Raw genomic sequence first — 25,292 nt, 5'->3', positions numbered from 1 at the left:
TAAAAATACGTCTCGTTTCTATGTGAGTCCGAAGATAGGAAAGAAGATAGTTTTGATATGCGCAACATGAAATTAATTTCATGGTAATGTGAGGAAATTCAAAAGTAAATAATTAGAGATTTAGTGAGGTTGGAAAGCGTACATCTGGCTGTATCCGAAAAAAAAATCAGTAAATATAAAAACATTCACAAAAGCTTCTTGGTTTTTTTGTGGAATACAAAAGATTGATACAAAAATAGTGTGGTATAATTTTATCAAACCAGTACTAAAAAGCCACTATAGCGGCAGAAAAACCTAATTCATGCTTGCAATGGTGCATAGCCTTGTCCTAAAACTGAACCTGACACTAATATGCCATTTGCACAGAGAATTTCTTCTGTGCTTTCGGCGGTTATTGAAAAAAGGACGGAAATATGGCGCTCATCACCGTTGTCGGTGCGTCAGGGAATTCGGTTCAGGTTACCGTGGATGGTGCTGACAAGTCAGCACTCGTGAAGCAGGCCAACAAGCTTGCCTCACAGCTCGGAAATGAACTGTCCTCTCTTGATGCACGCAACCTTGCTGCGGGTTCTTCAACCTTCAGCGGTAACCAAGCCGGTTACGGGGTCATCACAGCTTCTGGGGCATATAACGTAAGCGGTAATGTTGAGTGGCTGACGGTTGGCTCCGACGCCTCAAACCAGCCGGGTACAGCTCTTGCTGGTTGGGTCAACCTTGACGCAACGAAAGCTACAGCTTCCAACCTGAACGTTCTGGCTGGCACGAATGCTGGTGTGAACTTCCGTGCTGGTAGCCAGAGCGGTACGTTCTTGGGTGGTTCTGGGGATAACTTCTTCCAGGGCAGCAACCTGAACAACGCAGGGGATTGGAACATTTCCGTTGGTGACGGTAACAACGTCATTAACAGCGGCAATGGCAACAACACCATCACGTCTGGCCTTGGTGATAACACCATTACTTTAGGTAATGGCTTTAACCAGGTTCATTCCAATGGTCAGGACACCATTACGGCGTCTACCGGTACGCAGAACATTACGCTCACTGGCGCAAGTTCTACAGTAGATGTTGGCAGCAACTCTCTGGTTGTTGACACAGCGAGCAACCAGCAGATTACTGTTGGTGGTAGCAGCACGGTCGTTGGTGGTTCTCAGGACCTCGTAACGCTTGCTGGCACCACAGGTACAGTAACCGGTGGGGAACTCAGCACGATTTCTGCGGCACAGGGCGACTTTATGGTTGCCAATGCTAAAAACGCAGATGTCAGCATCCTTGGTAACCTGACCTTTAAAAATGGTACGGGTGAGACCACAATCACGGCAGGTCAGAGCACGATCTACGGTGCAGAAGGTCTGGACGCACACGTTAACGCAACGAGCGCGAATTCGCTGTTCATTGCAACAACGGGTAACCAGACGCTAGATGGTGCTTCTTCCATCTATGGTATCCATGCATTTGGCGCGGATTCCGGCACGACCGCCCAGACCTTTATTGGTGGCTCTGGCGCTTCAGCAGCAGATACGCTGGTTGCAGGTACGGGTAACGCAACTCTGACCGGTGGTTCTGGCGCAGCAAACGTCTTCGGGTTCCGCAATGGCGTTGCTGGTGCAGATTACACCATCACTGACTTTGGTAGCGCAGCTGGTAACTCCGTGTTGCTCGTTCACTACGATTCAGCATATCTCAAAAACGGTCAGGGCTACACCAAGGACAACTTCCAGCAGGTCCTTGATGCTGCTACGCACCAGAACGGTAACACGACCATTACTCTGTCCGACAACAGCAAAATTACCTTTGTTGGTGTAGACAGCTTGAACATCAATCAGTTCTCTGGTTTCTAATTCTAAATACGTTTTAGAATTAATGATGTTAAGGGAAACCGGGTCCAAAAGACCCGGTTTTCTTATTTTAATGCAATTGCAAAACTAATAAAGTTAGATGCTGGCTATGACCCCCTCAGATAAATCTTCCACGTCTCCAGTGCTTCCTGAGCAAACCAACCTAGAATCACTGCTGGAGAGCTATCAAGCCAGCATGACGATTCAGGATATGAGGATGGCTGGTTTTGTTAATGAAACGCATCATCTGAGGCATCTTATCGAGATCCAACGGAATACACTTTCCTGGCGTATTACAGCTCCGTTGAGAGTCATCCGGCATCTTTCAAAAGGCGAGCTTCCTACAGGAAGCAAAATTACTTATGTTTTGGGTAGGATTAAAGATGTTTATCAGGAAGAGGGCGGTAAAGCAGTATGGAGTCGTATACAGGCAAGACTCCCCAAAAAGCCGACTGTTTCACTAAAAAAAAATAAAGCGTCATCAAGTGATAGTGTTGCTAATAAAGCAGAGATATTAGAAAAAAAAGAAACGATTGAAGACAAATATTTGAAGCCTGTTTCGGCGGAATGTCTCTCTGATTTTTCTCCCAGTTATCTGATTATTGCAGAGCTAAGCCTACGGCAATGCGCCAAATACCGTGTGTGGCAAAAGCAGGAGCAGCTTGAGAGCCTTGGGTGGCATGTGCGTGTTATTGACTGGCGGGAAATATTTGTCGCCATGACGGCGCTCCAAACATGCACAAATGTTATTTTCTATCGTGTTCCAGCGTTTGAATCGGTTGAAAAACTACTGGACGAAGCAAAGCGGCTTAATCTCCCAACGTGGTGGGAGGTTGATGATCTTATTTTTTCTGAAGAACACTATAAGAACAATGCCAATCTTGATTCACTGAGTGCATCTGAACGTGCAGCAGTATTGTCAGGGGTGAAGCTTTTTAGGAACTGTTTGTTAGCCTGCGATAAGGCAATAGCCTCCACACGTGTTCTTGCACAAGAAATGAGAAATGCAGGCATAAAAGATGTCAGTATTATTGAAAATGCTATAGACGAGCAAACCCTGTCTATTTCGCAGCAAATTTTGCAAGAGCACTCGGCGCCAGATCATGGTCCGGAAGAAGTTCGTATTGTTTACGGGTCAGGAACAAAGACCCATGATGCAGACTTCCGTGTTGCAGCTGACGGTATTGTGGCTGCCATGCTGGAAGATGAGCGCTTAACCTTGCATATTATTGGTGACCTTACGTTACCAGAAGTATGCGATAAGGTAAAAAACCGTATCAAAAAATTAGAGGGCCGAGATTATGGCTTGTATATGCGTCTGCTTGCTCAAGCAGATATAACAATATCACCTTTAGAAAAAACCATATTCAATGACTGCAAAAGTAATATAAAATTTCTGGAAGCAGCAGTTTTATCTGTACCGGTTATATGCTCGCCAGCGGATGCGTTCATACAAGTGGTTCGCGATGGCGAAAATGCTGTGATAGCGACCACACCGCAAGATTGGAAAAATGCAGTTTTGAGCCTTGCGGCTGATGACGTGAAACGAAAAGCAATTGGCCAGACTGCCCGGCAGGATGTGCTTGAACGTTATAGCCCTCAGAGCATAACTCAGCATCAGGTTCTGCCAGCCTTCGGGAGACCGTATAAAAAAGAGGAGTCTGGTCTTTCTGTTGTGTCAGCCAATATCTATTTTGCGCCACGGTCTTTTGGCGGTGCTACATTTGTTGCTGAAGAGATGGTCAACTATCTCAGTAAAAAGTCGGATATCAGCGTTAGTATTTTTACGTCACGTCCGGATATGGAATGGCGAGCAAATGCTGCCATACGGTATAGAGCGTATGACTGTAACGTTATTGGCGTGAAAGTCCCACCGGACGGTGACAGGGTAGGGGGCGTTGATAACCCCTTGGCAACAGAAGTCTTTAGACAATGGTTGCAGACTGTGCAGCCTGATATTGTACATCTTCACGCGACTCAAGGGCTTGGTTTGGGGTTAACACGAGCCTGTCAGGAAGCTGGTATTCCTTATGTCATTACATTGCATGATGCATGGTGGTTGTGTGACCGCCAATTTATGGTGACTGGTGAAGGAAACTTCTGTTTTCAGAATAAAATTGATTTGCGTATCTGCCAGATGTGCGAGCCGAGTGCCCGACATTTGCATGAACGTGCTACTATGATGAGGGTTGCCATGAATAATGCAGCCCTTCTGTTGGTGCCCAGTCAGTCTCATAAAAATCTGTTTATTGTGAACGGAGTTCCAGAAGAGAAACTTGTGGTAAACAGGAATGGTTTTGTCTGGCCGGAAAAACCAAGAGTGCGGCGTAAACCGGGGCAGCCATTACGCTTTGGCTATGTTGGCGGTGCTGAGACCGTTAAGGGGTACCCTCTTATTCGTAAAGTTTTTGAAAAACTGAAGACGGATAGATGGGAATTAATACTCGTTGATAATAAACTGAATTTAGGTATTCGGTCTGTTTTCCCTGAATCATGGAAAGTGGACGGGGTAATTAAAACAGTTCCCGCATACACGCAGTCAACGATGGATGATTTTTACAACAGCATTGATGTTCTGTTGTTCCCGTCACAATGTAAAGAAAGCTATGGTTTGACGGTAAGGGAAGCCTTGGCGCGTGATATCTGGGTTGTTGTGACCGAACCTGGTGGACAGGTAGAGGATATTATTGAAGATGAAAACGGCACCATAATCCCCATTGGCTCCAACCCTGCGCAGTTGCAAAAAGCTGTAGAGGACCTTCTGGCAAAAGAAGCTGAACTTTTGACTTATGAAAATCCGTACAAGGACAGGTTGGCTACGTTTGACATGCAGGGGCAAGAACTGGAGTCAATTTTGCGCACGATTGTGCGTGAGCGCCCTCAGGCACACTAGTTATTTTTTGATACCCCATGAAAAGGGTAAATAGCGGTCAAGTTGGGAAAGGGCGTAATAAACCATACGGCCTTTCCGGTTTGATGGGAGTGTTTTTTGGCGTGGAGGTGTTTGCGCCAGATACTCCTCAATCCATGCCGGGTTAAAGTCGGAGCCTTGTGGGATCAGGGTACGCCAGCCTGCAAGCTTAGGGATATGGTAAGGGTTATCCCTCAAAAGTTCCTGCTTAAGAAAAGGAACATTTCCGGAGCGTAGCCCCGAACGCCAATAAGCATGGGTGGGGTTGGCAGGGAATAAACGCGCAAGAGGCGATGCAATATCGCTCCACAGGGTATGGAGAGGAATGGCATTAGCGGTGAGGGCAACCGACAGCCCTAGCTCTCCGTGCCATATAATTTCATCCCGTGACATATCCGCAAAGGGAAGAGCCATTACGCGTTGCACAGCGGCGCTTTCCCAAACCTCTTGAGAAAAGCCGATAAACCAGGATTGAATATGGGGTGTAACAGCCCGCGACCCGACAAGCCCCCATGCGGGGCGGCTGTTGGCCTGTAGGCGCTGCAAAAGTGGTTGCAGGGGAGTGAACGGGCCAAAGACGCTGTCGTTAGCCAAAAGGATATACGGGGCTCCCTTTGTGACGCCCTGTGCGGCAAGGGAGTGCCATGCGCCGAAGTCCAGCCCGCCATTTTTTCTGCACGAGACATGGATGCCGTAACGGGCACAAAAATTAAGAGTATCTTCTGTAATAACAGAACATCCTGAGAGTATAACGTGCAGAATAAACCCGCAGGACTGTAAGTTTTTTATGTAAAACCGTGTATAATCAGGGAGATTGCCTGATGGTGCATACGTTGCAAACAAACACACTGAGCCTATGGGCATGACAGGGGTAAATTGATCCTCCCCTTGCTTTTTGCTGATAGGGGCGGGAGAATTTGAAAATGTAAGCATTTTTAAGTTGGTTTTTTCGTGAAAATATGACTACTAAGCGACCAGAGACGTTGGTTATCGTAACCGAATAATTGTTACTGACATAGTACTATCCGAAGGGAGCTAGGTTCTCAATGAGCAAGGCCTTTATTGCCGCCGTGATTCAGGATTCGATTGAATGCACGGGTGTTGCCGCCAATCAGGCCGCAAATGATCTGCTGGATGCAATTGTTGAAGAACTGAAACGTGAAGGGGGCTTTACGCTTCCGTCTTTCGGGACTTTTACAGTGCGGAAAACCAAAGCTCGTAAAGCTTTGAACCCCCGTACGGGTGAGCCTGTTAAAGTGAAAGCAGGTAAGACGGTTCGCTTTAAAGCAAGCCCTAACCTGAAGAAAGCTGTTTGAGCGTTTTCTCTCATCTGGCAGGAGCCTGATCGTCTCAGGCTTTGACTGAAAAAAACCGCTCCAAAGGGATACCTTCCGGAGCGGTTTTTTATTGTTTGGCAGAAATAAAGATTATTTCTTGGAGCCGTTAGTCCGGCTTGATGTCTTCCAAGCGGTCGAGTTTGCGCAAACCGGGAAAAAGCGCCATCCATACGCCGGTAATCAGTAATGTGCCCACTCCCCCTAGCACCACGGCAGGCACAGCACCGATAGCGCTGGCCAGCATACCGCTTTCAAATTCGCCTAACTGGTTGGACGAACCGATAAAAAGCATGTTCACAGCAGAAACACGGCCCCGCATGTCGTCTGGTGTGCCAAGCTGGACCAGTGAACTGCGCACCATGACACTGATAACGTCAGCCCCACCCAGAATCGCTAAAGCCAGCACGGAAAGCGGGATGGACTTTGAAAAACCAAACAGAATGGTTGCAACGCCAAAAATTGCAACGGAGAGGAACATCCATTTCCCGGCATGACGCCCGAGTGGGTATCGTGCCAGCACGGCAGCAACGAGCAATGCTCCGATTGCCGGGGCTGCCCGCAGTAGGCCAAGCCCCCAAGGGCCAGCATGCAAGATATCAGTGGCGTAAAGGGGCAGCATGGCTGTGGCCCCGCCGAGCAAGACGGCAAACAGATCCAGCGAGAGGGCGCCTAAAAGTGTCGGACGCCGTTTGAGAAAGGCGATGCCCCCGAAAACTGCTGCCAGACTGGCAGGTTGTTTTGCGCGCGCCGGAAAGCGAAGCCGCATGGAGGCGGTAGCACAGGCTGCAATGCCAAAACCTACGGCACATAGCGCGTAACAGACATCGGCTCCCAAACCGTAGAGCAGGCCGCCCAACGAAGGACCGGCGATGGAGGCGACCTGAAAGAGTGACGAAGAGAGAGCCGCAGCACGGGGAAAGACCGCAGGTGCGACCATGGAGGGCAGGAATGTCTGCTGGGCTGGCATTTCAAATGAGCGGCATACCCCAAACAAAGCCACCAGCGCATAAATCATGAACGGGCTGAGATGATGCGTAAAAGAGGCAACGGCCATAAAAGCCGCAGACACCGCTTCAATGGTTTGGCAGGTTATGACAATACGCCGCCGGTCGTGCTGATCTGCCGCGTGGCCAGCCGGAAAAATAAAGGCAACCATGGGCAGAAACTGGGCAAGCCCCACAAACCCTAGAGCCGCAGGACTATGGGTGAGAGCATAGATTTGCCACCCCACAGCAACAGCCTGAACCTGAGAGGAAAAGGCAGAAAGTGTGCGGGCCGTCAAAACAGCTTTCAGGCCGGGTAGGGAGAGGAGGGGCGTTTCCGCTGCCGTATCGTGCGTCATGTTTCTGTCATAGCAGAATACTGTGGCCGGAACAGACAGCGGATGTAAACGGATGTGTGAAGAGATGTAACGAACTGCCAGTAAGTACAGCGTTACGGCACATAGGTTCAATTTTTAGGATGAAAATGGCTGGGGCGGGAGGATTCGAACCTCCGCATGGCGGAATCAAAATCCGCTGCCTTACCGCTTGGCTACGCCCCACCAGAAACGTGGTTGGCCCTTATTAAGACCAACTGGAGTGTTTCGTAAAGAGACTATGCGTCGTGTTTTTCATCAAAAGCATGATTTTCTGTCGTTGGCGCGAAGGTGAACTCGGCTTCGGGAAAGTCCATATCTGGCAGATCGCCCTCGCTCTGGCCCGTATCAGCCGGGAAGAGGTTGAAGCGGGCTGCTTTATCCAGCGCCTGATCAAGGGCAGCCATGGTGCTGCCCATATCGGCGCTATCGTCTTTTTCCCATGCTCGGAGCGTATGCGTCCAGATGCCAACCACCATGTTGATGCGCAGCACGCCGCCCAACCCGGTGACGGTAATGCCCGAAGCATCTGCCATCCAGCGCATGCTCTCAAATGTGGCCCCCCCCAGCAGCAGGGCCATCGGGGGGTCAAACGGTAGGGCATGGAGCACGGATTTAATGCCGTTGCGGTAGAGTTGAAACACGTCCAGCCGCCGCATCAACAGGTCAAACAGGCGCTCGCGTGCGCTGCCGGTTGTTGTGTCATCCGCCAGAGCTGAGTCATCGGCAATACGACCCAGCCGTAGCAGCAGGGAACCGCGGAAAGGAAACCGTGTGCGGGTTTCCGCAAAGGACAACCCAGCCGCACGGGCAGCATCTAGGAGAGAAACAGAGGCCCATCCGCGCTCTTCCGCCTGTGTCATTGCGGCGGAAAGGAGAGCTGTATCGAAGTCGTCGGAGTCCATGCGAAAGGCCTGTGTAACGGGAGTAAAAAATAAGACGGCTGCCTGCTGGCGGGGAAATGCCTGGAGCGATCAGGTGGAGAGTTCTTCCGCGCGCTTTACTGCTGCGGCAATTGCCTTGGGTACTGCGGTGGGCCACGCGTCAGGTGCCATCAGCACGTTGAGGGCTGCCGCTGTTGTGCCACCGGGGCTGGTTACGCGGGTCCGTAGCTCTGCGGACTCAAGGTCGGAATCGTTTAGCAGAGCACCTGCTCCGTACACGGTCCGCCGGGCCAGTTTACGGGCGGTTTCTGGTGCCAGGCCTTCTGCAATTCCTGCTTTTTCCATAAGCTCAGCTAACAGAAACGCGTAGGCAGGACCACTTCCAGAAACAGCAGTCACAGCGTTAATCAGCTCTTCGGACTCGACCCATACGGTTTCCCCAACAGAGCGGAGCAGACTGTCACATTCGTTTTTCTGCGTATCCGTAGCCTGAGGCGGGGCGTAAAGCCCGGTTACACCGGCACCAATAGCGCATGGCGTATTTGGCATGGCGCGGATGATTGTGGGTGTAACCTTGGATGAGGTTTGCTGATAATGGCGTGCAAGGCTGTCAATCGTACGGCCAGCCATGACGGACAGAAGCGTGGCAGAGGGGAAGCGCTGTGCCAGTTCAGGCAGCACATCATCAGCCATCTGTGGTTTGACAGCGAGGATAATGACATCGGGCGTGAAGTCCGGGGCAATATCTGCAACAGTCTCAGCCTGCTTGTGCGGGGCAGGCAGAGTGATGCTCTGATGCCGCTCCAGCACAACGGAGGGTTTCAGCCCATGTTTCAGCCAGCCCTCAAACATGGCGCTGCCCATTTTGCCACAGCCAACCAGAAGAACAGAGGGAAGTTGGGAACGTGATGTCATTATGCTTCTCCTGCACAGTCTAACATGGCAGCCGCCAGTGCATCTGCGGGGTTCTGCCCGCCCCAGAGAAAGAACTGGAAAGCCGGGTAGAGGCGTTCACATTCTGTCAGGGCAATATCAATCAGGTCTTCAAAGGCTTCAACGCTCAAGCTCGTGCCACGTAACAGCAAAGCGTGGCGGAATAATAGCACCCCGTCATCCTGATCCAGGCTGAAGTGCCCGACCCAGATCCGTTCATTGGCCATACCGATTAGCTCGTACAGGGCACGTTGCTGGGCGGGCGGTGCTTTCAGGTCAAAGGCGCAGGTAAAGTGAATAGCGCCAAGTTCTGATGACCATGAGAAAAACAAACCATAGTCGCACCACTTGCCTGGGGCCTCTACAGCCATTTCCGTTGCGGTGCAGCGTTCAAAACTCCAGTCCAGCCCGGCAACAACCTGTTCCATCAGGTCAAGCGGGTTGGCTGTGCTGTTGGTTGGCATGGTGCTTAGTACAGGCATGGCTCACTCTCAGCGCAAGGGGGGATGGGCAGAAGCTGGGCCTGATGGCGAGGATGTGCCTCGCCATTCCCGGTAGCAGAAGGCTTAGTGATGTGCGTGGTCGTTCTGGTGCTGTGCGTGGTGCTCAAGGGCTTCCACACGGGCTTCCAGCGCAGCAAGGCGGCGTTCTGCTTCTTCCTGCCCAATGCGGGCGCGGGCGGCCAGTTCACGCACCACTTCAAATTCTTCCCGGCGTACAACCTGCAGGCCAGTCAGCACTTCGTCCACACGGCTACGCACAATGGCGTTAATTTCTTCACGCAGGCCGGTCAGGGCGGAAAACGCGCCGCCAGCTACACCGGCCAGATCGTCAAAAAAGCGCGGTTTGTCAGCCATTGCTGGTTCTCCACTTTCTGAATGGCTCATGTCTTGTCAGGAATAAAGTGCATGAGCATGTTTCTCTCTGTAACGGCTTATAGTGAGTATGGATGCCAGAGGCTATTGGTTCTTTGGAAATGTCTGCTCCGCTGTGGTCTGAAAAGCCGCAAAACCTGCCGGGAGGTGGTGTGTTGTCCATTGACCCGGCGCGGGGCACTTCCCATTATTATTACAAGAAATAAGACCAACCTTCGAAGCAGCGGCACGGTGGAGCGCCTGCTTTGGATTTGCTAAGGAGAAACTTCCTATATGACCACATTATCGGCAGAGGCGTTCCTGAAACCTCGCCTTGAAGCCCTTGTCGCAGAGGCTGAAAAAGCCGGGTATGCTCAGGATGTCACGATCGCCCTGCTGATCAGCCTTCTGGATACGGATACATTTGCTCCGGCTCCGCAAGGGGCCTCAACTCAGGGAGAGCAGGCATGAGTGTGCGTGACCCCTATGAGGTTCTGGGTATTGCCAAAGGCGCCAGCCAGGACGAAATCCGTAAAGCCTACCGGGCGAAGGCCAAAAAATATCACCCTGACCTGAACCCGAATGACAAAACGGCTGAAGAGCAGTTCAAGGCCGTGAATCAGGCCAACGACCTGTTGTCCGATACCGAAAAACGGGCGCGTTTTGACCGTGGAGAGATTGATGCCTCCGGCCAGGAACGCCATCCCGGTTTTGGTGGTGCTGGGGGTGGCTTCCATGGTTTTGGTGGCGGTCCCGGTGGGGCGCGTTACGCTGGCGGTCAGGGCGGTTTTTCAGAAGAAGACCTGAGTGACCTGTTTGGCATGTTCTCAGGCGGTGGCGCTCGTGCCCGCCGTGCCGGGCCGCGTAAAGGTGCGGACCGTTCTTATACGCTCAGTGTCAGTTTTCTGGACTCAGTTAACGGCACAACGTCCCGCATTACCCTGCCGGATGGTGCAACGCTGGATGTGAAAATTCCTCCGGGGATTGAGGACGGCCAGACGCTGCGCCTGCGCGGAAAAGGTGAGGCAGGTGCTCAGGGTGGCCCCCCAGGGGATGCACTCATTACAGTGACCGTCAAACCGGATACGACCTACACACGGCAGGGCACAGACTTGTATGAAACACTGGCTGTGGACCTGAAAACGGCGGTGCTGGGCGGGGCTATTACGGTACCAACCCCAACTGGCGATGTGAAAATGAACGTGCCTGCCGGGTCTGATAGCGGGTCTAAACTACGGTTGCGTGGCCGCGGGGTGCAGGCGCATGGGAGCCGCCCGGTGGGCAATTTGTATGTCACCTTGCAAATCAAGATTGGCAAGGCAGACGCAGCACTGGAAGAGTTCCTGAAAAGCTGGACGCCCGAAGGTGTTGCCTGACCCTTTTGTAGAGTGCTGTTGACCAACGAAAAAAGCCGCCCCCCTTTATGGAGTGGGCGGCTTTTTTACGCTTTAGTTGTTCCGGTAGAGGGGCAGGTCGAGCTTGTGGTTCTCTTTGCCGCTGATGTGCAATTCAGCGCTGTTTTCAGAAACCAGCTTGAAAGTAACGGTCAGATCATCCTGCTTGCCCTGCCAGGCTGAACCAGACTGCCGGGATAGGCTGAAATGGTTCTGGCCAACAATTTTCTGCAAGGAGTCAGGGAGCGTTACCAAAAGGCGTGCCGCTGGGCCCAAGGCTCTATTACCAGCAACTTTGACAGGGTCCATCGCCATGATGGCCCATTCCCCTTCAAACGTGGGAACGGGGTATTGCGTGCTGGCTGTGGCCTGTGCAGGGCCGGAATGGGGGGATGTATCAGCCTGTGATGCCACAGGTATCATGGTACCAACCGTAGCCATTGCCGCAGCAAGGGTAAGAGCAGGCAAGCATTTCATGAAGGCAAACTCCTGAACGTGTTTTTCCATCATGTGCCTGTCTTGCTACACAGCGTCTATCCCTTTGGTGGAATAGATGGGTCAGGTTTTTGCCGTAGCCGCCTCTTGACGCACCGAACTTGCATCACCAGATAGGTATGCATTACAAGTCAGCATTGCAAAAAACGGAAGGGTTGTGTCATGAGCGGAACAAATTCATCACATGACGCACCGTTGCCCGCTCAGAACGAGTCCGCGAGCGTGGCGGAGCAGGCAACCTATCACGACGTTGCAGTGCAGACCGAGGCCGCAGCACTGCCCGACCCGGTTGTGCCGCTAACGGCAGAGCCGTTGCCTATTGCCCCAGAGCATGAACAGGATGTGAGTATGAAGGAAGTGGCCCAGATGGTTGGCGCAATGGTGTTTGTTTTTGGTTTTGCGGCGCTGGGGCTTCATGCTGTTTTTTATGCCGGGTACTGACCGGGCCTAAAAATTGATAGTGCCGCGATAAGGTGTGCGCGGGGAGAGGCTGGGCTTCTCCCCGCGTTTTTTATTCGTGCCGGAGGGTAACCACCAGCACATCCCTGTGGGCAGGGCGTGTAGGGTCCATGGGGGTTACCGGCGTTACGCCGTGATAGACGCGGCTGTCATTCACAAAAGCCGTATCCATCGGTTGTGCCAGCGTAAAGCTGCCAACCGGAGCGCGGTTGAGGTCGTGGATAGTGGTCTCACCGCTCGCAATATTTTCACGGTCCACCATTACAACGCAGACCCAGTCCACACCGTCCCGGTGCAGGCCCTCAGGGGTGGGTTGGCCCGCGGCGTCCGGACTGGGTTCAATACGGAACTGATGAATTTCTGCGTGCCATGCCTGCGGGCGCTGTGCCTCAGGCGTCAGGTCGGTTGCCATGCGGTTCATCAGGCGCAGCACAGCCAGAAGGGCCGGGTGAGCGCCAATATCTGGGGCAACGGGTTTGAACCACCGCTCAATGCCGCCATTCAGCGTATTATAGTCCCGGCTTTGATAATGCGGTTGGTGCGGTTTGCGCGTAACCTGCTGGTCCGTCAGGGAGAACGTGGCATAGCGGCGGCGGCGGTAACGCCCCCCATCCGCCATGAAACGGTCAACACCCAGATGGTTCCAGCTTTCCGCAAACTCGTCCCATCGCTCCAGACCGTAAGCGTCCAGCAACGGGCGCATGGCCTGTGCGGGCTCATAGGCAAACCCCTGCTCGGTCAGGGGTTTTTCAAGGTCTGCCAGACGCTGTGTGGTGTAGGAATCCAAGGGATCAGCCATGAGATGGACCTTTGGCCGGGCCTGTGTGGCCGGAGTGGGTGGGTGAGGGCTTTGGTGCCTCTGAACCAGCTTCTGTTTCCGGCTGTGCGGAAGACAGAGACTGAGCTGTGGCTGGCTGGGGCATCAGGGCATCAGGCATGGCATCCAGCGCAAAATGCATGGCGTTGCCCGGTGGTGTGGTGGAGTAAGAGGTCGGCGTATAGAATTTGACGCCCTCTTTCACCAGACGGTGGGCAAGACGGCGGTAAAATTCGCGCTGAACCTTCCACTTCATCATGGGGGCGGTACGGATTGCCCCGACCATCACGGCCCCGTTGCTGTCACTGCAATCAACGCCCAGATCTGTATAGTCGGAATAGATCATGTGCTTGAAGGCATCTTCTGTCCGCATTTCCTTCACCACGCCTTCCATGATGCTGGCAACGCGGCTGGTATCTTCGCTCAGGTCAAGCGTCTGGCGCACAATGATCTGGTTGAAGCCCTTGCCCGTATTGGCAATGGAGGTCACGGATGAGAACGGGATAATGTGCAGGTCACCGTCAATCGAGCGCACGCGCAAGGTACGGATGGACAGATGCTCGACCGTGCCGGAGACGCCGCTGGTTGTAACCCAGTCCCCTACCTGAATGGCATCTTCCGCCAGCATGAAGAAGCCGGTGATCACGTCTTTCCACAGACTTTGGGAGCCGAAGGACAGACCCACACCAAGAATACCGGCACCGGTTAGCAGCGGGGTGACGTTAATGCCAATCTGCGAAAGGGTGGTGACGGCGACTATGATCACGATAATGACCAGCAGAACCGTGCGGATGATGGGCAGAATGGTCCGCAGGCGCGTGGCGCGGGCCGCCTGAGCAGACGAGGTGTAACGATCAATCTGTTTGTTAAGCGCGCCGTTTATGACCTCCCACGCGACAGAGGCAATGGCGAGGCCAATGGTCAGGATAAGTGCTGCGCTGACAATCCGTTCACCCAGAGGGTTCTTGGTGAAGAAGTAGAAGGTCGGCAGGCTCCAGCTTTGGGCGATGCAGACAGCGGTTACGAATACGATAAAAATGGTCAGGATGCGGCGTACGGCTGGATAGTAAAAATCCGCCCGTTTTTGCAGGCCGGGATACTCAGCCTCTACAGCGTCAGACACACGGAACAAATGGTCCTGCAAGCCATAGAGCAGAACAGCGATAAGCCGTGAGACGACCAGGCAGACCAGTGTCAGAATAGTGCCGTGCAAAATCCACTGGTAGCCGCCCTTCAGGTGGGCAGCCCAGACAAACCACAACGCAATGTCCAGAAACAGCACCGGAATCCACCAGAAGCGCGCCATTGTGCCAACAAAGGCCCAGAAAGCATGAGCGCGGAGGGCTGCGGAGGGCTGAAGGGCGCGCGCCACGATGTGCCGCAGACGCCAGATGAAGGCCGCTATAATCAGATGCTGGACCAGAATAACGGCACGCAAAATGGCCTCTGTTCCGCGCGGGGCAAGGTTGAACTCACTCCCCAGAGTGGACAGACACACGATCAGCGAGGGCGCTGCAACCAGAACGTTCCACCAGCGCGTGAGCATACGTGCCGTGGGGTCAGTTGCCGGAACAAGCCGAATGGCGGGGGAGCGGGGGGCAAGTGCTGTTTCAACCAGCAGATACAGGCCACGAGCAATAATATAGGCATTGGTCAGGGTGAGTGTGACTGTGCGGGCCTGAGGTGTTTTGGTCAGAAACTCTGCGCCCAGATAGCCAAGAACAAACACGGTCACAACAGGCAGCAATTTCAGAAGAAAGTGCATCATGTTGTAAGGCACACGCACCAGGTAATACATGACCTGGTTGCGGCGGCGCTGGTCGTTAGCGCGTGTCTCGGTATTATCCGTATCCGGGGTGGACGTGGCTGCCGCGACTGTTTCCACAGCTTCAGCTGCCTGCCGCTTGCGTTCGCGGGCTTCAGCTAAAGCGGTTACGTGGGTAAGTGGCTTCTTGAGGAACAGGCTGGCAGCACGCTCTATGACCAAGGCAAAACCAAGGATCAGGAACGCACGGCTGAACGCATCAATCAGCGTTTTGCGGGTATCCGGATTGCTGATTTGCGTATGGAACCAAGACCCAACGAACCCCAGATCCTTAAAAAGGCTGGCAAAGTTTGCAACATAATGGTGGGCGGTGTCAGAAAGCCCATCAAGTTCTGTATGGATGTCGCTATCCACGACCTCCGGGGCGGCAGTGGCGGCTTTGGGTGGGGCTGCCGTGGGCAGGCCCTTTGCCATAAGGGACAGGGTATTGGTAAAATCTGCCCGCTTTTTGGGGTCGTTGAGAACACTTAAAAGCTGCTGGGCATCCTGCTGACTTAAGGCGGGGGCTGCGGCTGTTGCGTTTGCCGTGCCCTCTGCCCATGCGCTACCGGGCGGGGCTATAAAAGCCCCCACCACAAGCATGACCATAAATAACAAGGAGAGAAATGCCCGTTTACCAGAGTGTGCGAGCGGGTGTTTGGGCAAAACCCTGTCCTGGCTATCTGCCGCCATGGTGTGCCGTATCCTTTTTGTAACGCAATAAGAGTGAACAAGGGCGTTAAAACGCCCAGTCTTTGCGTGCAAGCGTAAGGGGCAAATTCGGCGGCATCAAGGCCCGGTCTTGCGACCGGGGGAGAGGCAGTGGGTCCGGAGGGGGCTGTTTGTCAGCGTTTGAATGTGACTGTCTGGCTTTTTTCAGCGCGCACGACCAGCGTGTTTGTCAGCAGGTCATGGAGTGCCTGTTTGTGCTGGGTGAAGGCGATAATGATCACGCCGATATACAGGAACGGGAACGAGATAAGAGCCTTGATGGCAAACCGGGCAGCAGCCCGCCCAAGCGACAGGCGTTCACCCTGCGTTGTGACAACTTCCAGATTGCACAGGCGTTTGCCCGGCGTTGCGCGGTACACGGACGATTCAAACAGAATAAAATACAGCGCAGGCACCAAAGCCAGAAGCAGGCTCGGGCCATGCCAGTTCCCGGCATGAATATGGGGAATAAGTACGGAGATGGTATCTGGCTGGAAGTTGGCAATATCGACCACGTCCATGGTCTGACCAGAGGCATCCGGAATGGGAGTTTCCTCCCAATCAACCCGAAAGGTGGGGAGGAGGAAAAACGCCAGAACGCCATTAAAAATACTGAGAATAATGGAATCGATCACAAACGCCCAAAGCCGCCACCAGAACCCGGCATAAACCCAGACAGGCTGGTTGAAGCCGGTTTGAGAGCTTTGGGAAAAGCCACCCTGCGGTGTAGCCGGGCCGCCCCAGCCGGGGGGAAGGGGAGTAGACATAAGCGTATTTCCTTACCGTGCCGGTTTCTGGAGCAGGCGTTCTGCCTGTGTGCTGAGATTAACTGCGATAGGATCCATTGATGTCAATATAACCGTGGGTGAGGTCACAGCTCCAGATCTGTGCTGTGCCGGAACCAAGGCCGAGGTCAACGGCAATATCAATGTCCTGACCCTTCATGTGGGCTACAACCGGGGTTTCATCATACCCCGTCACCACAGTGCCGTTGCGGGCAATGCACACGCCGCCAATGGAGACGGACAGGGTGTCACGGTCAGCAGGTTCACCGCATTTGCCAACAGCCATGACAACCCGGCCCCAGTTGGCGTCTTCCCCGGCAATAGCCGTTTTGACCAGCGGAGAATTGCCGATGGCCATGGCGACCTTGTGCGCGGAGTCGTTGGAGACAGCCCCGGAAACCTGAATGCTCATCAGCTTGGTGGCGCCCTCGCCATCGCGGATGACCAGCAGGGCCAGATCCCGCAGCACTGCGTGCAGGGCGGCCCGGAAAGCGCCTAACGTAGGGTCGGTCAGAGCATCACAGTCTGCGGCTACGGTAGGGTTCTGTGCGGCCCCTGTCGCAAACAGCAGCAACATGTCTGAGGTTGAGGTGTCAGAATCAACCGTAATGCAATTGAAGGTTGTTTTGGTCTGCTCTGACAGCAGGCTTTGTAGCACGGGGGCTGGCAGGGCGGCATCCGTTGCAACAAATGCCAGCATAGTGGCCATGTCCGGAGCCACCATCCCGCTCCCCTTGGCAATACCCTGAATGGTGACAGTGGTGCCGTTCAGGGTTGCTGTGCGGATGGCGGCCTTGGGGAAGGTATCCGTGGTCATGATGCCACGGGCAGCAGCTTCCCAACCTGTTTCACTCAAGGAGTCATGCAGGGCGGGGAGGGCGGCTGTCAGCCGTTCATGCGGCAGAATTTCACCAATAACGCCGGTGGAGGCAAGGTAGACAGTGTTCAGGGGGCAGCCTGCCAGTTTGGCAGCAGCTTCTGCTGTGGCCTGACAGGTCTGATGTCCCGCGCGGCCAGTAAACACATTGGCGTTGCCAGCGTTGACAACCAGTGCACCGGCCAGCCCGTGGGGTAGTGCTGCGCGGCACCAGTCAACTGGTGCGCCGGGGCATTTTGATTGCGTGAAAACACCCGCAACAGTTGTACCGGGCGCAAATTCGGCAAGAACAAGGTCTGTCCGGCCTTTGTAGCGAATGCCAGCTTCAGCCGCGCCAAGGCGCACCCCACGAATAACACCAAGCTCAGGCAACGGCCGGGCAAGAGGAGAGACGGGAAGAGCGTGCGCCATAACGCAATGTCCTTAAAGCGGCAGACCCGCCATGCAGAACATGGCGGGCTGAAAAGAAGACAAAAAGAGAAAAGACGAAAACTTACTTTTTGGCTGGCGCTGTTGGTGCGCCGGCTGCCGGTGCGTCTGGCAGTTGTTTGCCTGTGGTGGGGTCAAAGCGCACAATTTTGACAGTGCTTGTGGCTTTGCCAACGGCTTCACGCACATATTTCTGGATCAGGGCCTGACGGATCTTGTCCTTCACGCTGTCCAGAGACGGGATGGGATCGGTCCGGGTATCCAGCACCTGAATGACATGGAAGCCGTACTGGCTTTTTACTGGGGCGCTGCTGACTTCACCCTTCTTCATGCCAAATGCGGCAGTGGAGAAAGCCGGGATCATGTCATCTTTCTTGAACCAGCCCAGATCGCCACCATTCTGTTTGGCGCTTCCGGTGTCGGTAGACACTTCAGCAGCCAGTTTGGCGAAGTCAGCGCCAGCTTTCAGCTTTTTGATGACATCGTTGGCTTCGGCTTCGGTTTTAACCAGAATATGGCGTGCGTGCACTTCCTGCTCTGGTGGCTTGCCAGCGTAGTTTTCCTGATAATATTGCTGGATGGCAGCATCGGTTAGCTGCGGCGTGACCTGCTTGGACAGCCAGGCATTCTGTAGCGCGTTGACAGAAGCCGCTTCCATCATTTTCTTGACGTCAGCCGTCTTGTCCAGACCTTCCTTGCGGGCAACGATCTGAATGGCTTTCTGGTCAGCCAACTGGTTGATCAGCATCGGGAAGATCATGTTGGGTGGCAGCTGGCGCATCTGCGGTGGCAGGTTTGCCAGAGCGTCCTGTGCATCAGCAACAGTGATTTTTTCACCATTGACGGTTGCCACAACCGTGTTCGGGTCAACGGGCTTTTCTGGTGCTGCGGCCGGGGCCGGAGCGGTTGCAGGCGCAGCCGGTGCTGCGAAAGAGCTGACAGAAAGAGCTGTAGAAGCAAGCAGGGCCGTTGCAGCAACAGCAAGGGCCTGTTTGGTAAACCGCATGAGGACAAACCTTAAGCAAGGATAAAAACAGTAGTTCCATCTATGAAGGAGCCTATCCAGGCCTGCAAGCCCTCTTGGGGGTCTGTTCAACAAGAAACAGGGCTGCTCGGTTGACCGCAAGCGGCCCCGGTCCTATTTTGCACCCAAGCCACGCCATGCTGATACCCCGTCCGATTTCTGCCGGTCTGGTTCCGGGGGGAATGCGGTATGGGCCGCGCATTGTTCTGGAAAGGTTTTCATGCTCGCAAGCTTCGTCCGCGCCCTGTTCGGCACCGCCAATGACCGGACGCTCAAGATGTTCCAGCGCCGCGTGCCGGAAATCAACGCCCTTGAACCCCAGATGCAGGCGTTGGACGATGCTGCTCTGGCTGCCAAAACCGTGGAGTTCCGGGGAAGGTTGGCGCAAGGCCAGACCCTTGACCAGATTTTGCCAGAAGCCTTTGCCGTAGCGCGTGAGGCCTCCCGCCGTGTGCTGGGAATGCGCCATTTTGACGTGCAGCTTATTGGCGGCATGGTAATGCACGCTGGCCGTATTGCAGAAATGCGGACCGGTGAGGGCAAGACGCTGGTGGCAACACTGGCTGTGTATTTGAGCGCTCTTGCTGGCAAGGGCGTGCACGTTGTGACAGTCAACGACTATCTTGCCGCGCGTGACGCTGGTGAGATGAGCAAGCTGTACGCGTTTCTGGGGCTGAGCACTGGCGTAATTGTGCCCAACATGCCAGATGACGCCCGGCGTGAAGCCTATGCAGCCGATATTACCTACGGCACCAATAACGAATTCGGCTTCGACTATCTGCGCGATAACATGAAATATCGCCTTGAAGAGATGGTACAGCGCCCCTTCTACCACGCCATTGTGGACGAAGTGGACTCCATCCTGATTGACGAAGCCCGGACCCCGCTGATTATTTCTGGCCCCGCTGAAGACAGTTCAGACCTGTACCGGGCGGTGGACGAAGTGGTGGCCCGACTGGTGCAGGATCCGGCCACTTACGAAAAAGACGAAAAATTCCGCAGTGTTGTCCTGACTGACACCGGGTCTGACACTGTTGAGACCATGCTGCGTGACGCTGGCGTGCTGGACGATGGCGGGCTTTATGACCTGAACCACGTAGCCGTTGTGCACCATGTTCAGCAGTCTGTACGGGCCCACACGCTCTTCTCCCGGGATGTGGACTACATTGTACGTGGCGGCAAGGTGATCATCATTGATGAATTCACGGGCCGTATGATGGAAGGCCGCCGTTATTCAGACGGTCTGCATCAGGCGCTGGAAGCAAAAGAGCATGTGGAGGTCCAGCAGGAAAACCAGACACTGGCGTCTATTACCTTCCAGAATTTCTTCCGCCTTTACCCCAAGCTGTCTGGCATGACCGGCACGGCCATGACCGAGGCCGATGAGTTTGCGGAAATTTACAAGCTGGATGTGGTGGAAATTCCCACCAACCGTCCGATTGCCCGTAAAGACGAAGACGACGAAATCTATCTGACGGAAGCAGAGAAATTTGCCGCCGTCGTGCGCCTTATCAAGGATGTGCACACACGCAACCAGCCTATTCTGGTTGGCACAACATCCATTGAAAAAAGCGAGGCCCTGTCCGAACTGCTTAATCGGGAAGGTGTGCCCCACAACGTGCTCAATGCGCGTTTCCATGAAATGGAAGCCAAGATTGTGGCGCAGGCGGGTGCTCCGGGCGCTATTACCATTGCCACGAACATGGCTGGCCGTGGGACCGACATTAAACTGGGCGGCAATACGGATATGCTGATTGCCCAGCAGACCGAAGGCGTTGAAGACCCGGCAGAATACGCCGCTATTGAGCAGGGGATTCGGGAGCGCGTAGCCCGCGACCATGAGATTGTGAAGCAGGCTGGCGGTCTGTACGTTATTGGGACGGAACGGCATGAGAGCCGCCGCATTGATAACCAGCTCCGTGGCCGCGCAGGGCGTCAGGGTGATCCTGGTAATTCCCGCTTCTTTATCTCCCTGCAAGATGACCTGATGCGTATTTTCGGGTCCGACCGCATGAGCTCCATGTTCCAGAAAATGGGCATGAAGGACGGTGAGGCCATTGTTCACCCGTGGCTGAGCAAGGCGCTTGAGCGCGCGCAGAAAAAAGTTGAAGCCCGTAACTTCGACATGCGCAAAAACACGCTGAAATATGACGATGTCATGAACGATCAGCGTAAGGAAGTCTATGCCCAGCGCCGTGAATATATGGCGATGGAAGATGTCTCCTCCATTGTTGGCGAAGCGATGGATGATGTGGTTGACAGCATGGTTGCGCGCCACATTCCTGAAAAATCCTTTGCAGAACAATGGGATGTTCAGGGCCTTACAGAAGCCGTGCATAAAGCTCTGGCACTGGAACTGCCCATTGCGGAATGGGCGCAGGAAGATGGTATGGATGCGGAGCAGGTTGCTCACCGTATTGGTGAAGCCGCTACGCAGGCACAGGCCGCTCGGGCTGCCAATATTGGCCCGGATCTGATGCGCTTTATTGAGAAACAGGTGCTCATGACCACCTATGATGCGGTTTGGAAAGAGCACCTGCATGTTCTTGACCAACTGCGTCAGGGTATTGGTTTGCGGGCATATGGCCAGAAAGACCCGCTGAACGAATACAAGCATGAAGCCTTCCAGCTCTTTACGCTGATGCTGGAAGAAATGCGCGAGCGTGTGGTGACACTGGTTGCCCGGGTGGAGGTTGCTCCGCCGGGTACGGTTAATCCGTTTGAAGACACGGCAGAAATTCATGCCAACCCTGACATTCCGGGCTTTCAGTCCGAACCAGGGCCGGGGCTTTCTCCGGGAGCAGACCCGGCAATGGCAACACCTATTGGTGGCAGCGCCATTATGCCGGATGACCCGTCAAGCTGGGGCGAAACGCCACGGAATGCGGCATGCCCCTGCGGCTCGGGTTTAAAATACAAGCATTGTCACGGCCGTCTGGTTTAACCAGATACGGACTGTATGAGAGGCAGTAGGTAGAGAAACATGGCGGGTCATTCCCAATTTAAGAACATTATGCACCGTAAAGGTGCGCAGGATGCCAAACGGGCCAAACAGTTTGCCAAGGTTATTCGTGAATTGACCGTGGCTGCCCGCTCCGGCCTGCCTGACCCCTCATCCAACCCGCGTCTGCGCGCGGCTATTGTTGCGGCGCGTGAAGTCAATATGCCGAAAGACAATGTTGACCGCGCCATTAAAAAAGCAACCGGTGCTGCCGGTGGTGAAGACTATGTGGAAGTGCGCTACGAAGGGTACGGCCCGGCAGGCGTTGCTGTTATTGTTGAAGGCCTGACCGACAACCGCAACCGCACGGCATCTGATGTGCGGGCAGCTTTCTCCAAATACGGTGGGTCCATGGGGGAAACCAATTCGGTCTCTTTCATGTTCCGTCGTCTGGGGGTGATTACCTATCCGGCGTCTGTTGCGTCGGAAGATGACATGCTGGAAGCGGCTATTGAAGCTGGTGCAGAAAACGTTGTGTCCAATGGCACCACGCACGAGATTACCTGTGAAGTGGAATCTTTCTTCGCGGTGCGGGACTCGCTGGAGCCAAAGTTTGGTGAACCAGAGAGCGCCAAGCTGGACTGGCGTCCGGAAAACACCGTGATGCTGGATGAAGACAAGGCGACCAGCGTGTTCAAGCTGCTGGACGTTCTGGAAGACAATGATGACGTGCAGAACGTGTACGCCAACTTTGACCTGCCGGACGATCTGGCCGAAAAGCTGTCTTCCTGAGGGTGGTACGCCTGCTCGGCATTGACCCCGGCCTGCGGTTTACAGGCTGGGGTGTGATTGATGTTGAGGGCAACCGCCTGCGGCACGTTGAAAACGGCGTTATTGCGACAAATAGCGCGGATAGCGTGCCTGAGCGCCTGAAGGTGCTCCATGATAATCTCATGATTCTGATTGATCGTCTGGCTCCGGTTGAAGCTGCGGTTGAAGAAACTTACGTGAATCGTAATGGCTCGGCCACGCTCAAGCTGGGTTATGCCCGTGGCGTGGCATTGCTGGCCCCCGCTCTGGCGGGGTTAAGCGTTGCTGAATATGGGGCGCTTTCTGTCAAAAAATCCGTAGTGGGCACTGGCTCTGCTGATAAAGATCAGGTTGCCATGATGGTTCACAGGCTTTTGCCGGGTGTTAAAGTGGCGCGGGCTGATGCGTCCGATGCTTTGGCTGTTGCCATTTGCCATGCCCATCATAGAGCCAGCGCACAGCATATAGCCGCCGGAGTAAGAATGGCATGATAGCGTTTTTATGCGGCTTGATTATTCAGGTTGATACTGGCTCCTGCGTGGTGGATGTCAACGGGGTTGGGTATCTGGTGGCAGCGTCTACCCGTACTTTGGCAACCCTGCCTCACCCGCCGGAAAAAGCACGTATTCTCATAGAAACTGTTGTGCGTGAGGATGCCATTCTTCTGTATGGGTTTGTTGAAAGTGCTGAACGTGAATGGTTCCGGCTTTTGACCAGCGTTCAGGGGGTTGGGGCCAAAGTGGCCTTGGGGATCTTGTCCACACTTTCACCCGGTGAGTTGGTGGCGGCCCTGAGCACGGCAGATAAAGCCAGCCTGACCCGTGCTCCGGGTGTGGGGAGCCGTCTGGCCGAGCGTATTTTGACCGAACTGCGGGATAAGGCAGGAAAAATGCCCGGTGGCGGTGGCGGCATTATTATTCCAGCCGGGGCAACCCCCGATGGCGGGATTGAGGCAGATGCCTTGATGGCTCTGGCTGGACTGGGTTTCAAACGCTCGGAAGCCGTGCCTGTTGTGCGCCGCTTGCTGACCGACCGCGGGGCAGAGGCAACATTGGACACGATCCTGCGTGATGCCTTGAAAGAGCTGGCCCGATGAGTGGTGCAGATTTTACCCCTGACCGCGAAATTGATGCCTCCCGCCGTGAGGACGATACGGGCGAGGCAACGCTTCGACCGCAAACGCTGGCTGACTTCACGGGGCAGAAAGCCAGCCGGGAAAATCTGTCGGTCTTTATTGCAGCCGCGCGGCAACGGGGCGAGGCACTGGACCATGTGTTGCTGCACGGCCCTCCAGGCCTTGGGAAAACAACGCTCGCGCAAATTGTTTCACGTGAATTGGGGGTGGGATTCCGGGCTACATCCGGTCCCGTTATTCAGCGCGCGGGGGATTTGGCGGCCATTCTGACCAACCTTCAACCGCGCGATGTACTGTTTATTGACGAGATCCATCGTCTTCAGCCTGCGATTGAAGAAATTCTCTATCCAGCCATGGAGGATTTCCAGCTCGATCTGATTATTGGGGAAGGGCCAGCGGCGCGCTCGGTGCGGATTGACCTGCCACCTTTTACACTTGTGGCGGCAACCACCCGTGCAGGCCTTTTGGCCACGCCGCTGCGGGACCGCTTTGGTATTCCGCTCCGGCTGGTGTTTTATACGCCCGATGAGTTGCAGTTGATTGTCTCCCGTGGTGCGGACAAGCTGGGGTTTGCGCTGAGTCGAGACGGCGCGCAGGAAATTGCCCGCCGCTCCCGCGGGACGCCACGTATTGCAGGCCGACTGCTGCGCCGTGTGCGGGATTTTGCTGCTGTGACCATACCGGGAAAGGCGCCGGTCAGCCGTGAAGTGGCTGATGCTGCCCTGAGCCGCCTGGAGGTGGATGAGTTAGGGCTGGACGCCATGGACCGCAGGTATCTGCGCCGTATTGCGGAGTATCATCATGGTGGCCCGGTGGGGGTGGAAACCCTTGCCGCAGCTCTGGCAGAAGCCCGCGATACTTTGGAAGATGTGATTGAGCCGTATCTGATTCAGGAAGGCCTTATCATGCGCACAAGTCGTGGGCGTATGCTTGGAGAGCGGGGCTGGAGACATCTGGGCCTGACACCACCCGCCAGACCGGATGAGCCACGGTCAGCCCAAATGGACCTTCTGCCAGAAGACGAGGGGGATGAATGACCCAACACGCGATCGATTTCCGTATTTATTACGAGGATACAGACGCTGGCGGCATCGTGTATCATGCCCGGTATCTGGCCTTTGCGGAGCGTGCCCGGACGGAGGCCATACGCAGCCTGGGTATGCCCGCAGCCAGCCTTTTGGCGGATTACGGTCTGGTTTTTGTGGTGCGTGATGCCAGTATAAACTACCGCGTTCCCCTGAAACTTGATGATGTGACAACCGTAACAACCCGATTGCTGGACCAGAAAGCGGCCAGCTGCCGGCTGGAGCAGGTCTTCACCCGGGATGGGGAGTTTTGTACGCGGGTGGATGTTGTTCTGGCGTGCGTAAAAGCAGAAGATGGGCGGCCTGCCCGATTTCCGCCGTTATGGCGTGATCTTTTACGCAAACTCGCAGTGGAGGAGTAACACGCCCTCTTCTGCTTTTGCTTGGAAGACAGTAAATACAGGGCAATTGGGTT

Annotated in this window: 24 protein-coding genes and 1 tRNA gene; 12 read left to right on the top strand and 13 right to left on the bottom strand. The window is 54.5% G+C overall.

Annotated elements, in window-relative coordinates; genetic code table 11:
- Positions 1-413: 413 nt before the first annotated feature.
- Positions 414-1,838 carry a beta strand repeat-containing protein gene (locus tag Abci_RS09625; RefSeq protein WP_048838947.1) on the top strand — a complete coding sequence of 475 codons (1,425 nt, stop codon included), beginning with the start codon at positions 414-416 and terminating at the stop codon, positions 1,836-1,838.
- 106 nt (positions 1,839-1,944) lie between these two features.
- Positions 1,945-4,728, top strand: a complete 2,784-nt coding sequence (locus tag Abci_RS09620) for a glycosyltransferase (protein ID WP_048839136.1) — start codon at positions 1,945-1,947, stop codon at positions 4,726-4,728.
- Here the strand turns inward: Abci_RS09620 and Abci_RS09615 are convergent, their stop codons facing one another.
- A complete protein-coding gene (locus Abci_RS09615) occupies positions 4,729-5,610 on the bottom strand; it encodes a rhamnan synthesis F family protein (RefSeq protein WP_244877650.1) in 882 nt (293 codons plus the stop codon).
- Positions 5,611-5,792: 182 nt separating this feature from the next.
- On the opposite strand from Abci_RS09615, the gene Abci_RS09610 reads away from it, so the two are divergent.
- The gene (locus Abci_RS09610; RefSeq protein WP_048838945.1) at positions 5,793-6,062 is read left to right on the top strand and encodes an HU family DNA-binding protein; all 270 of its coding nucleotides are present in this window, start codon (positions 5,793-5,795) and stop codon (positions 6,060-6,062) included.
- Positions 6,063-6,189: 127 nt separating this feature from the next.
- On the opposite strand, the gene Abci_RS09605 is transcribed toward Abci_RS09610, so the two are convergent.
- From Abci_RS09605 to Abci_RS09580, 6 genes are all read right to left on the bottom strand, one after another.
- A complete protein-coding gene (locus Abci_RS09605) occupies positions 6,190-7,425 on the bottom strand; it encodes an MFS transporter (protein ID WP_048838944.1) in 1,236 nt (411 codons plus the stop codon).
- Positions 7,426-7,551: 126 nt separating this feature from the next.
- Positions 7,552-7,626, bottom strand: a tRNA-Gln gene (locus Abci_RS09600).
- A gap of 53 nt (positions 7,627-7,679) precedes the next feature.
- Entirely contained in the window at positions 7,680-8,345 is a 666-nt protein-coding gene (locus Abci_RS09595; RefSeq protein WP_048838943.1) for a TetR family transcriptional regulator, read from the bottom strand.
- Positions 8,346-8,414: 69 nt separating this feature from the next.
- A complete protein-coding gene (gene proC / locus Abci_RS09590; RefSeq protein WP_048838942.1) occupies positions 8,415-9,239 on the bottom strand; it encodes a pyrroline-5-carboxylate reductase in 825 nt (274 codons plus the stop codon).
- A complete protein-coding gene (locus Abci_RS09585) occupies positions 9,239-9,739 on the bottom strand; it encodes a type III secretion system chaperone family protein (RefSeq protein WP_048838941.1) in 501 nt (166 codons plus the stop codon). The genes proC and Abci_RS09585 overlap by 1 nt, the downstream gene beginning before the upstream one ends.
- Positions 9,740-9,823: 84 nt before the next feature.
- Positions 9,824-10,114: an accessory factor UbiK family protein gene (locus tag Abci_RS09580; protein ID WP_048839135.1), complete on the bottom strand. Its 291-nt coding sequence runs from the start codon at positions 10,112-10,114 to the stop codon at positions 9,824-9,826.
- 291 nt (positions 10,115-10,405) lie between these two features.
- Between Abci_RS09580 and Abci_RS09575 the strand changes: the two genes are divergently transcribed.
- Both Abci_RS09575 and Abci_RS09570 read left to right on the top strand, forming a co-directional pair.
- On the top strand, positions 10,406-10,582 hold the full coding sequence (locus Abci_RS09575) for a hypothetical protein (RefSeq protein ID WP_165760017.1): 177 nt from the start codon (positions 10,406-10,408) through the stop codon (positions 10,580-10,582).
- Positions 10,579-11,487, top strand: a complete 909-nt coding sequence (locus Abci_RS09570; protein WP_048838940.1) for a DnaJ C-terminal domain-containing protein — start codon at positions 10,579-10,581, stop codon at positions 11,485-11,487. Before Abci_RS09575 ends, Abci_RS09570 begins: the two co-directional genes overlap by 4 nt.
- A 72-nt stretch (positions 11,488-11,559) precedes the next feature.
- On the opposite strand, the gene Abci_RS09565 is transcribed toward Abci_RS09570, so the two are convergent.
- Positions 11,560-12,015 (bottom strand): hypothetical protein, encoded by a 456-nt coding sequence (locus Abci_RS09565; protein WP_048838939.1) that lies wholly within the window; start codon positions 12,013-12,015, stop codon positions 11,560-11,562.
- Between the two features lie 147 nt (positions 12,016-12,162).
- On the opposite strand from Abci_RS09565, the gene Abci_RS09560 reads away from it, so the two are divergent.
- Positions 12,163-12,441, top strand: coding sequence for a hypothetical protein (locus Abci_RS09560; RefSeq protein WP_048838938.1), 279 nt, complete (start codon positions 12,163-12,165; stop codon positions 12,439-12,441).
- 70 nt (positions 12,442-12,511) lie between these two features.
- On the opposite strand, the gene Abci_RS09555 is transcribed toward Abci_RS09560, so the two are convergent.
- The 5 genes from Abci_RS09555 to Abci_RS09535 all read right to left on the bottom strand — a co-directional run bounded on the left by Abci_RS09555 (position 12,512) and on the right by Abci_RS09535 (position 18,888).
- The gene (locus Abci_RS09555) at positions 12,512-13,258 is read right to left on the bottom strand and encodes a 2OG-Fe dioxygenase family protein (RefSeq protein WP_048838937.1); all 747 of its coding nucleotides are present in this window, start codon (positions 13,256-13,258) and stop codon (positions 12,512-12,514) included.
- The gene (locus Abci_RS09550) at positions 13,251-15,773 is read right to left on the bottom strand and encodes a mechanosensitive ion channel family protein (protein WP_052944814.1); all 2,523 of its coding nucleotides are present in this window, start codon (positions 15,771-15,773) and stop codon (positions 13,251-13,253) included. Before Abci_RS09550 ends, Abci_RS09555 begins: the two co-directional genes overlap by 8 nt.
- Positions 15,774-15,925: 152 nt before the next feature.
- On the bottom strand, positions 15,926-16,558 hold the full coding sequence (locus Abci_RS09545) for an RDD family protein (RefSeq protein WP_048838936.1): 633 nt from the start codon (positions 16,556-16,558) through the stop codon (positions 15,926-15,928).
- A gap of 58 nt (positions 16,559-16,616) precedes the next feature.
- On the bottom strand, positions 16,617-17,864 hold the full coding sequence (gene argJ / locus Abci_RS09540; protein WP_048838935.1) for a bifunctional glutamate N-acetyltransferase/amino-acid acetyltransferase ArgJ: 1,248 nt from the start codon (positions 17,862-17,864) through the stop codon (positions 16,617-16,619).
- 82 nt (positions 17,865-17,946) lie between these two features.
- A complete protein-coding gene (locus Abci_RS09535) occupies positions 17,947-18,888 on the bottom strand; it encodes a peptidylprolyl isomerase (RefSeq protein WP_048838934.1) in 942 nt (313 codons plus the stop codon).
- A 238-nt stretch (positions 18,889-19,126) separates the two neighbouring features.
- On the opposite strand from Abci_RS09535, the gene secA reads away from it, so the two are divergent.
- The 6 genes from secA to ybgC are packed head-to-tail and all read left to right on the top strand — an operon-like array spanning position 19,127 to position 25,239.
- Positions 19,127-21,850: a preprotein translocase subunit SecA gene (gene secA / locus Abci_RS09530; protein ID WP_048838933.1), complete on the top strand. Its 2,724-nt coding sequence runs from the start codon at positions 19,127-19,129 to the stop codon at positions 21,848-21,850.
- 39 nt (positions 21,851-21,889) lie between these two features.
- Positions 21,890-22,639: a YebC/PmpR family DNA-binding transcriptional regulator gene (locus Abci_RS09525; RefSeq protein ID WP_048838932.1), complete on the top strand. Its 750-nt coding sequence runs from the start codon at positions 21,890-21,892 to the stop codon at positions 22,637-22,639.
- A 2-nt stretch (positions 22,640-22,641) separates the two neighbouring features.
- On the top strand, positions 22,642-23,148 hold the full coding sequence (ruvC, locus tag Abci_RS09520) for a crossover junction endodeoxyribonuclease RuvC (protein ID WP_048838931.1): 507 nt from the start codon (positions 22,642-22,644) through the stop codon (positions 23,146-23,148).
- Positions 23,145-23,753, top strand: a complete 609-nt coding sequence (gene ruvA / locus Abci_RS09515) for a Holliday junction branch migration protein RuvA (protein WP_048838930.1) — start codon at positions 23,145-23,147, stop codon at positions 23,751-23,753. Before ruvC ends, ruvA begins: the two co-directional genes overlap by 4 nt.
- On the top strand, positions 23,750-24,829 hold the full coding sequence (gene ruvB / locus Abci_RS09510) for a Holliday junction branch migration DNA helicase RuvB (RefSeq protein WP_048838929.1): 1,080 nt from the start codon (positions 23,750-23,752) through the stop codon (positions 24,827-24,829). The genes ruvA and ruvB overlap by 4 nt, the downstream gene beginning before the upstream one ends.
- On the top strand, positions 24,826-25,239 hold the full coding sequence (ybgC, locus tag Abci_RS09505) for a tol-pal system-associated acyl-CoA thioesterase (protein WP_048838928.1): 414 nt from the start codon (positions 24,826-24,828) through the stop codon (positions 25,237-25,239). Before ruvB ends, ybgC begins: the two co-directional genes overlap by 4 nt.
- Positions 25,240-25,292 lie beyond the last annotated feature (53 nt).

Source organism: Acetobacter cibinongensis (assembly GCF_000963925.1).
GTDB classification, from domain to species: Bacteria; Pseudomonadota; Alphaproteobacteria; order Acetobacterales; family Acetobacteraceae; genus Acetobacter; species Acetobacter cibinongensis.
Note: the sequence above shows the minus strand (reverse complement) of the source record. Positions and strands in the feature narration are given on the sequence as shown.

Coding starts and splice junctions, on each gene's coding strand:
- Abci_RS09575 (WP_165760017.1), top strand. CDS start 10,406: ATGACCACATTATCGGCAGAGGCGTTCCTGAAACCTCGCCTTGAAGCC.
- Abci_RS09550 (WP_052944814.1), bottom strand. CDS start 15,773: ATGGCGGCAGATAGCCAGGACAGGGTTTTGCCCAAACACCCGCTCGCA.
- ruvB (WP_048838929.1), top strand. CDS start 23,750: ATGAGTGGTGCAGATTTTACCCCTGACCGCGAAATTGATGCCTCCCGC.
- Abci_RS09585 (WP_048838941.1), bottom strand. CDS start 9,739: ATGCCTGTACTAAGCACCATGCCAACCAACAGCACAGCCAACCCGCTT.
- Abci_RS09570 (WP_048838940.1), top strand. CDS start 10,579: ATGAGTGTGCGTGACCCCTATGAGGTTCTGGGTATTGCCAAAGGCGCC.
- Abci_RS09560 (WP_048838938.1), top strand. CDS start 12,163: ATGAGCGGAACAAATTCATCACATGACGCACCGTTGCCCGCTCAGAAC.
- Abci_RS09525 (WP_048838932.1), top strand. CDS start 21,890: ATGGCGGGTCATTCCCAATTTAAGAACATTATGCACCGTAAAGGTGCG.
- Abci_RS09535 (WP_048838934.1), bottom strand. CDS start 18,888: ATGCGGTTTACCAAACAGGCCCTTGCTGTTGCTGCAACGGCCCTGCTT.
- proC (WP_048838942.1), bottom strand. CDS start 9,239: ATGACATCACGTTCCCAACTTCCCTCTGTTCTTCTGGTTGGCTGTGGC.
- ruvA (WP_048838930.1), top strand. CDS start 23,145: ATGATAGCGTTTTTATGCGGCTTGATTATTCAGGTTGATACTGGCTCC.
- Abci_RS09555 (WP_048838937.1), bottom strand. CDS start 13,258: ATGGCTGATCCCTTGGATTCCTACACCACACAGCGTCTGGCAGACCTT.
- Abci_RS09580 (WP_048839135.1), bottom strand. CDS start 10,114: ATGGCTGACAAACCGCGCTTTTTTGACGATCTGGCCGGTGTAGCTGGC.
- Abci_RS09595 (WP_048838943.1), bottom strand. CDS start 8,345: ATGGACTCCGACGACTTCGATACAGCTCTCCTTTCCGCCGCAATGACA.
- Abci_RS09605 (WP_048838944.1), bottom strand. CDS start 7,425: ATGACGCACGATACGGCAGCGGAAACGCCCCTCCTCTCCCTACCCGGC.
- Abci_RS09610 (WP_048838945.1), top strand. CDS start 5,793: ATGAGCAAGGCCTTTATTGCCGCCGTGATTCAGGATTCGATTGAATGC.
- Abci_RS09615 (WP_244877650.1), bottom strand. CDS start 5,610: ATGCCCATAGGCTCAGTGTGTTTGTTTGCAACGTATGCACCATCAGGC.
- ybgC (WP_048838928.1), top strand. CDS start 24,826: ATGACCCAACACGCGATCGATTTCCGTATTTATTACGAGGATACAGAC.
- secA (WP_048838933.1), top strand. CDS start 19,127: ATGCTCGCAAGCTTCGTCCGCGCCCTGTTCGGCACCGCCAATGACCGG.
- argJ (WP_048838935.1), bottom strand. CDS start 17,864: ATGGCGCACGCTCTTCCCGTCTCTCCTCTTGCCCGGCCGTTGCCTGAG.
- Abci_RS09625 (WP_048838947.1), top strand. CDS start 414: ATGGCGCTCATCACCGTTGTCGGTGCGTCAGGGAATTCGGTTCAGGTT.
- Abci_RS09545 (WP_048838936.1), bottom strand. CDS start 16,558: ATGTCTACTCCCCTTCCCCCCGGCTGGGGCGGCCCGGCTACACCGCAG.
- Abci_RS09620 (WP_048839136.1), top strand. CDS start 1,945: ATGACCCCCTCAGATAAATCTTCCACGTCTCCAGTGCTTCCTGAGCAA.
- Abci_RS09565 (WP_048838939.1), bottom strand. CDS start 12,015: ATGATGGAAAAACACGTTCAGGAGTTTGCCTTCATGAAATGCTTGCCT.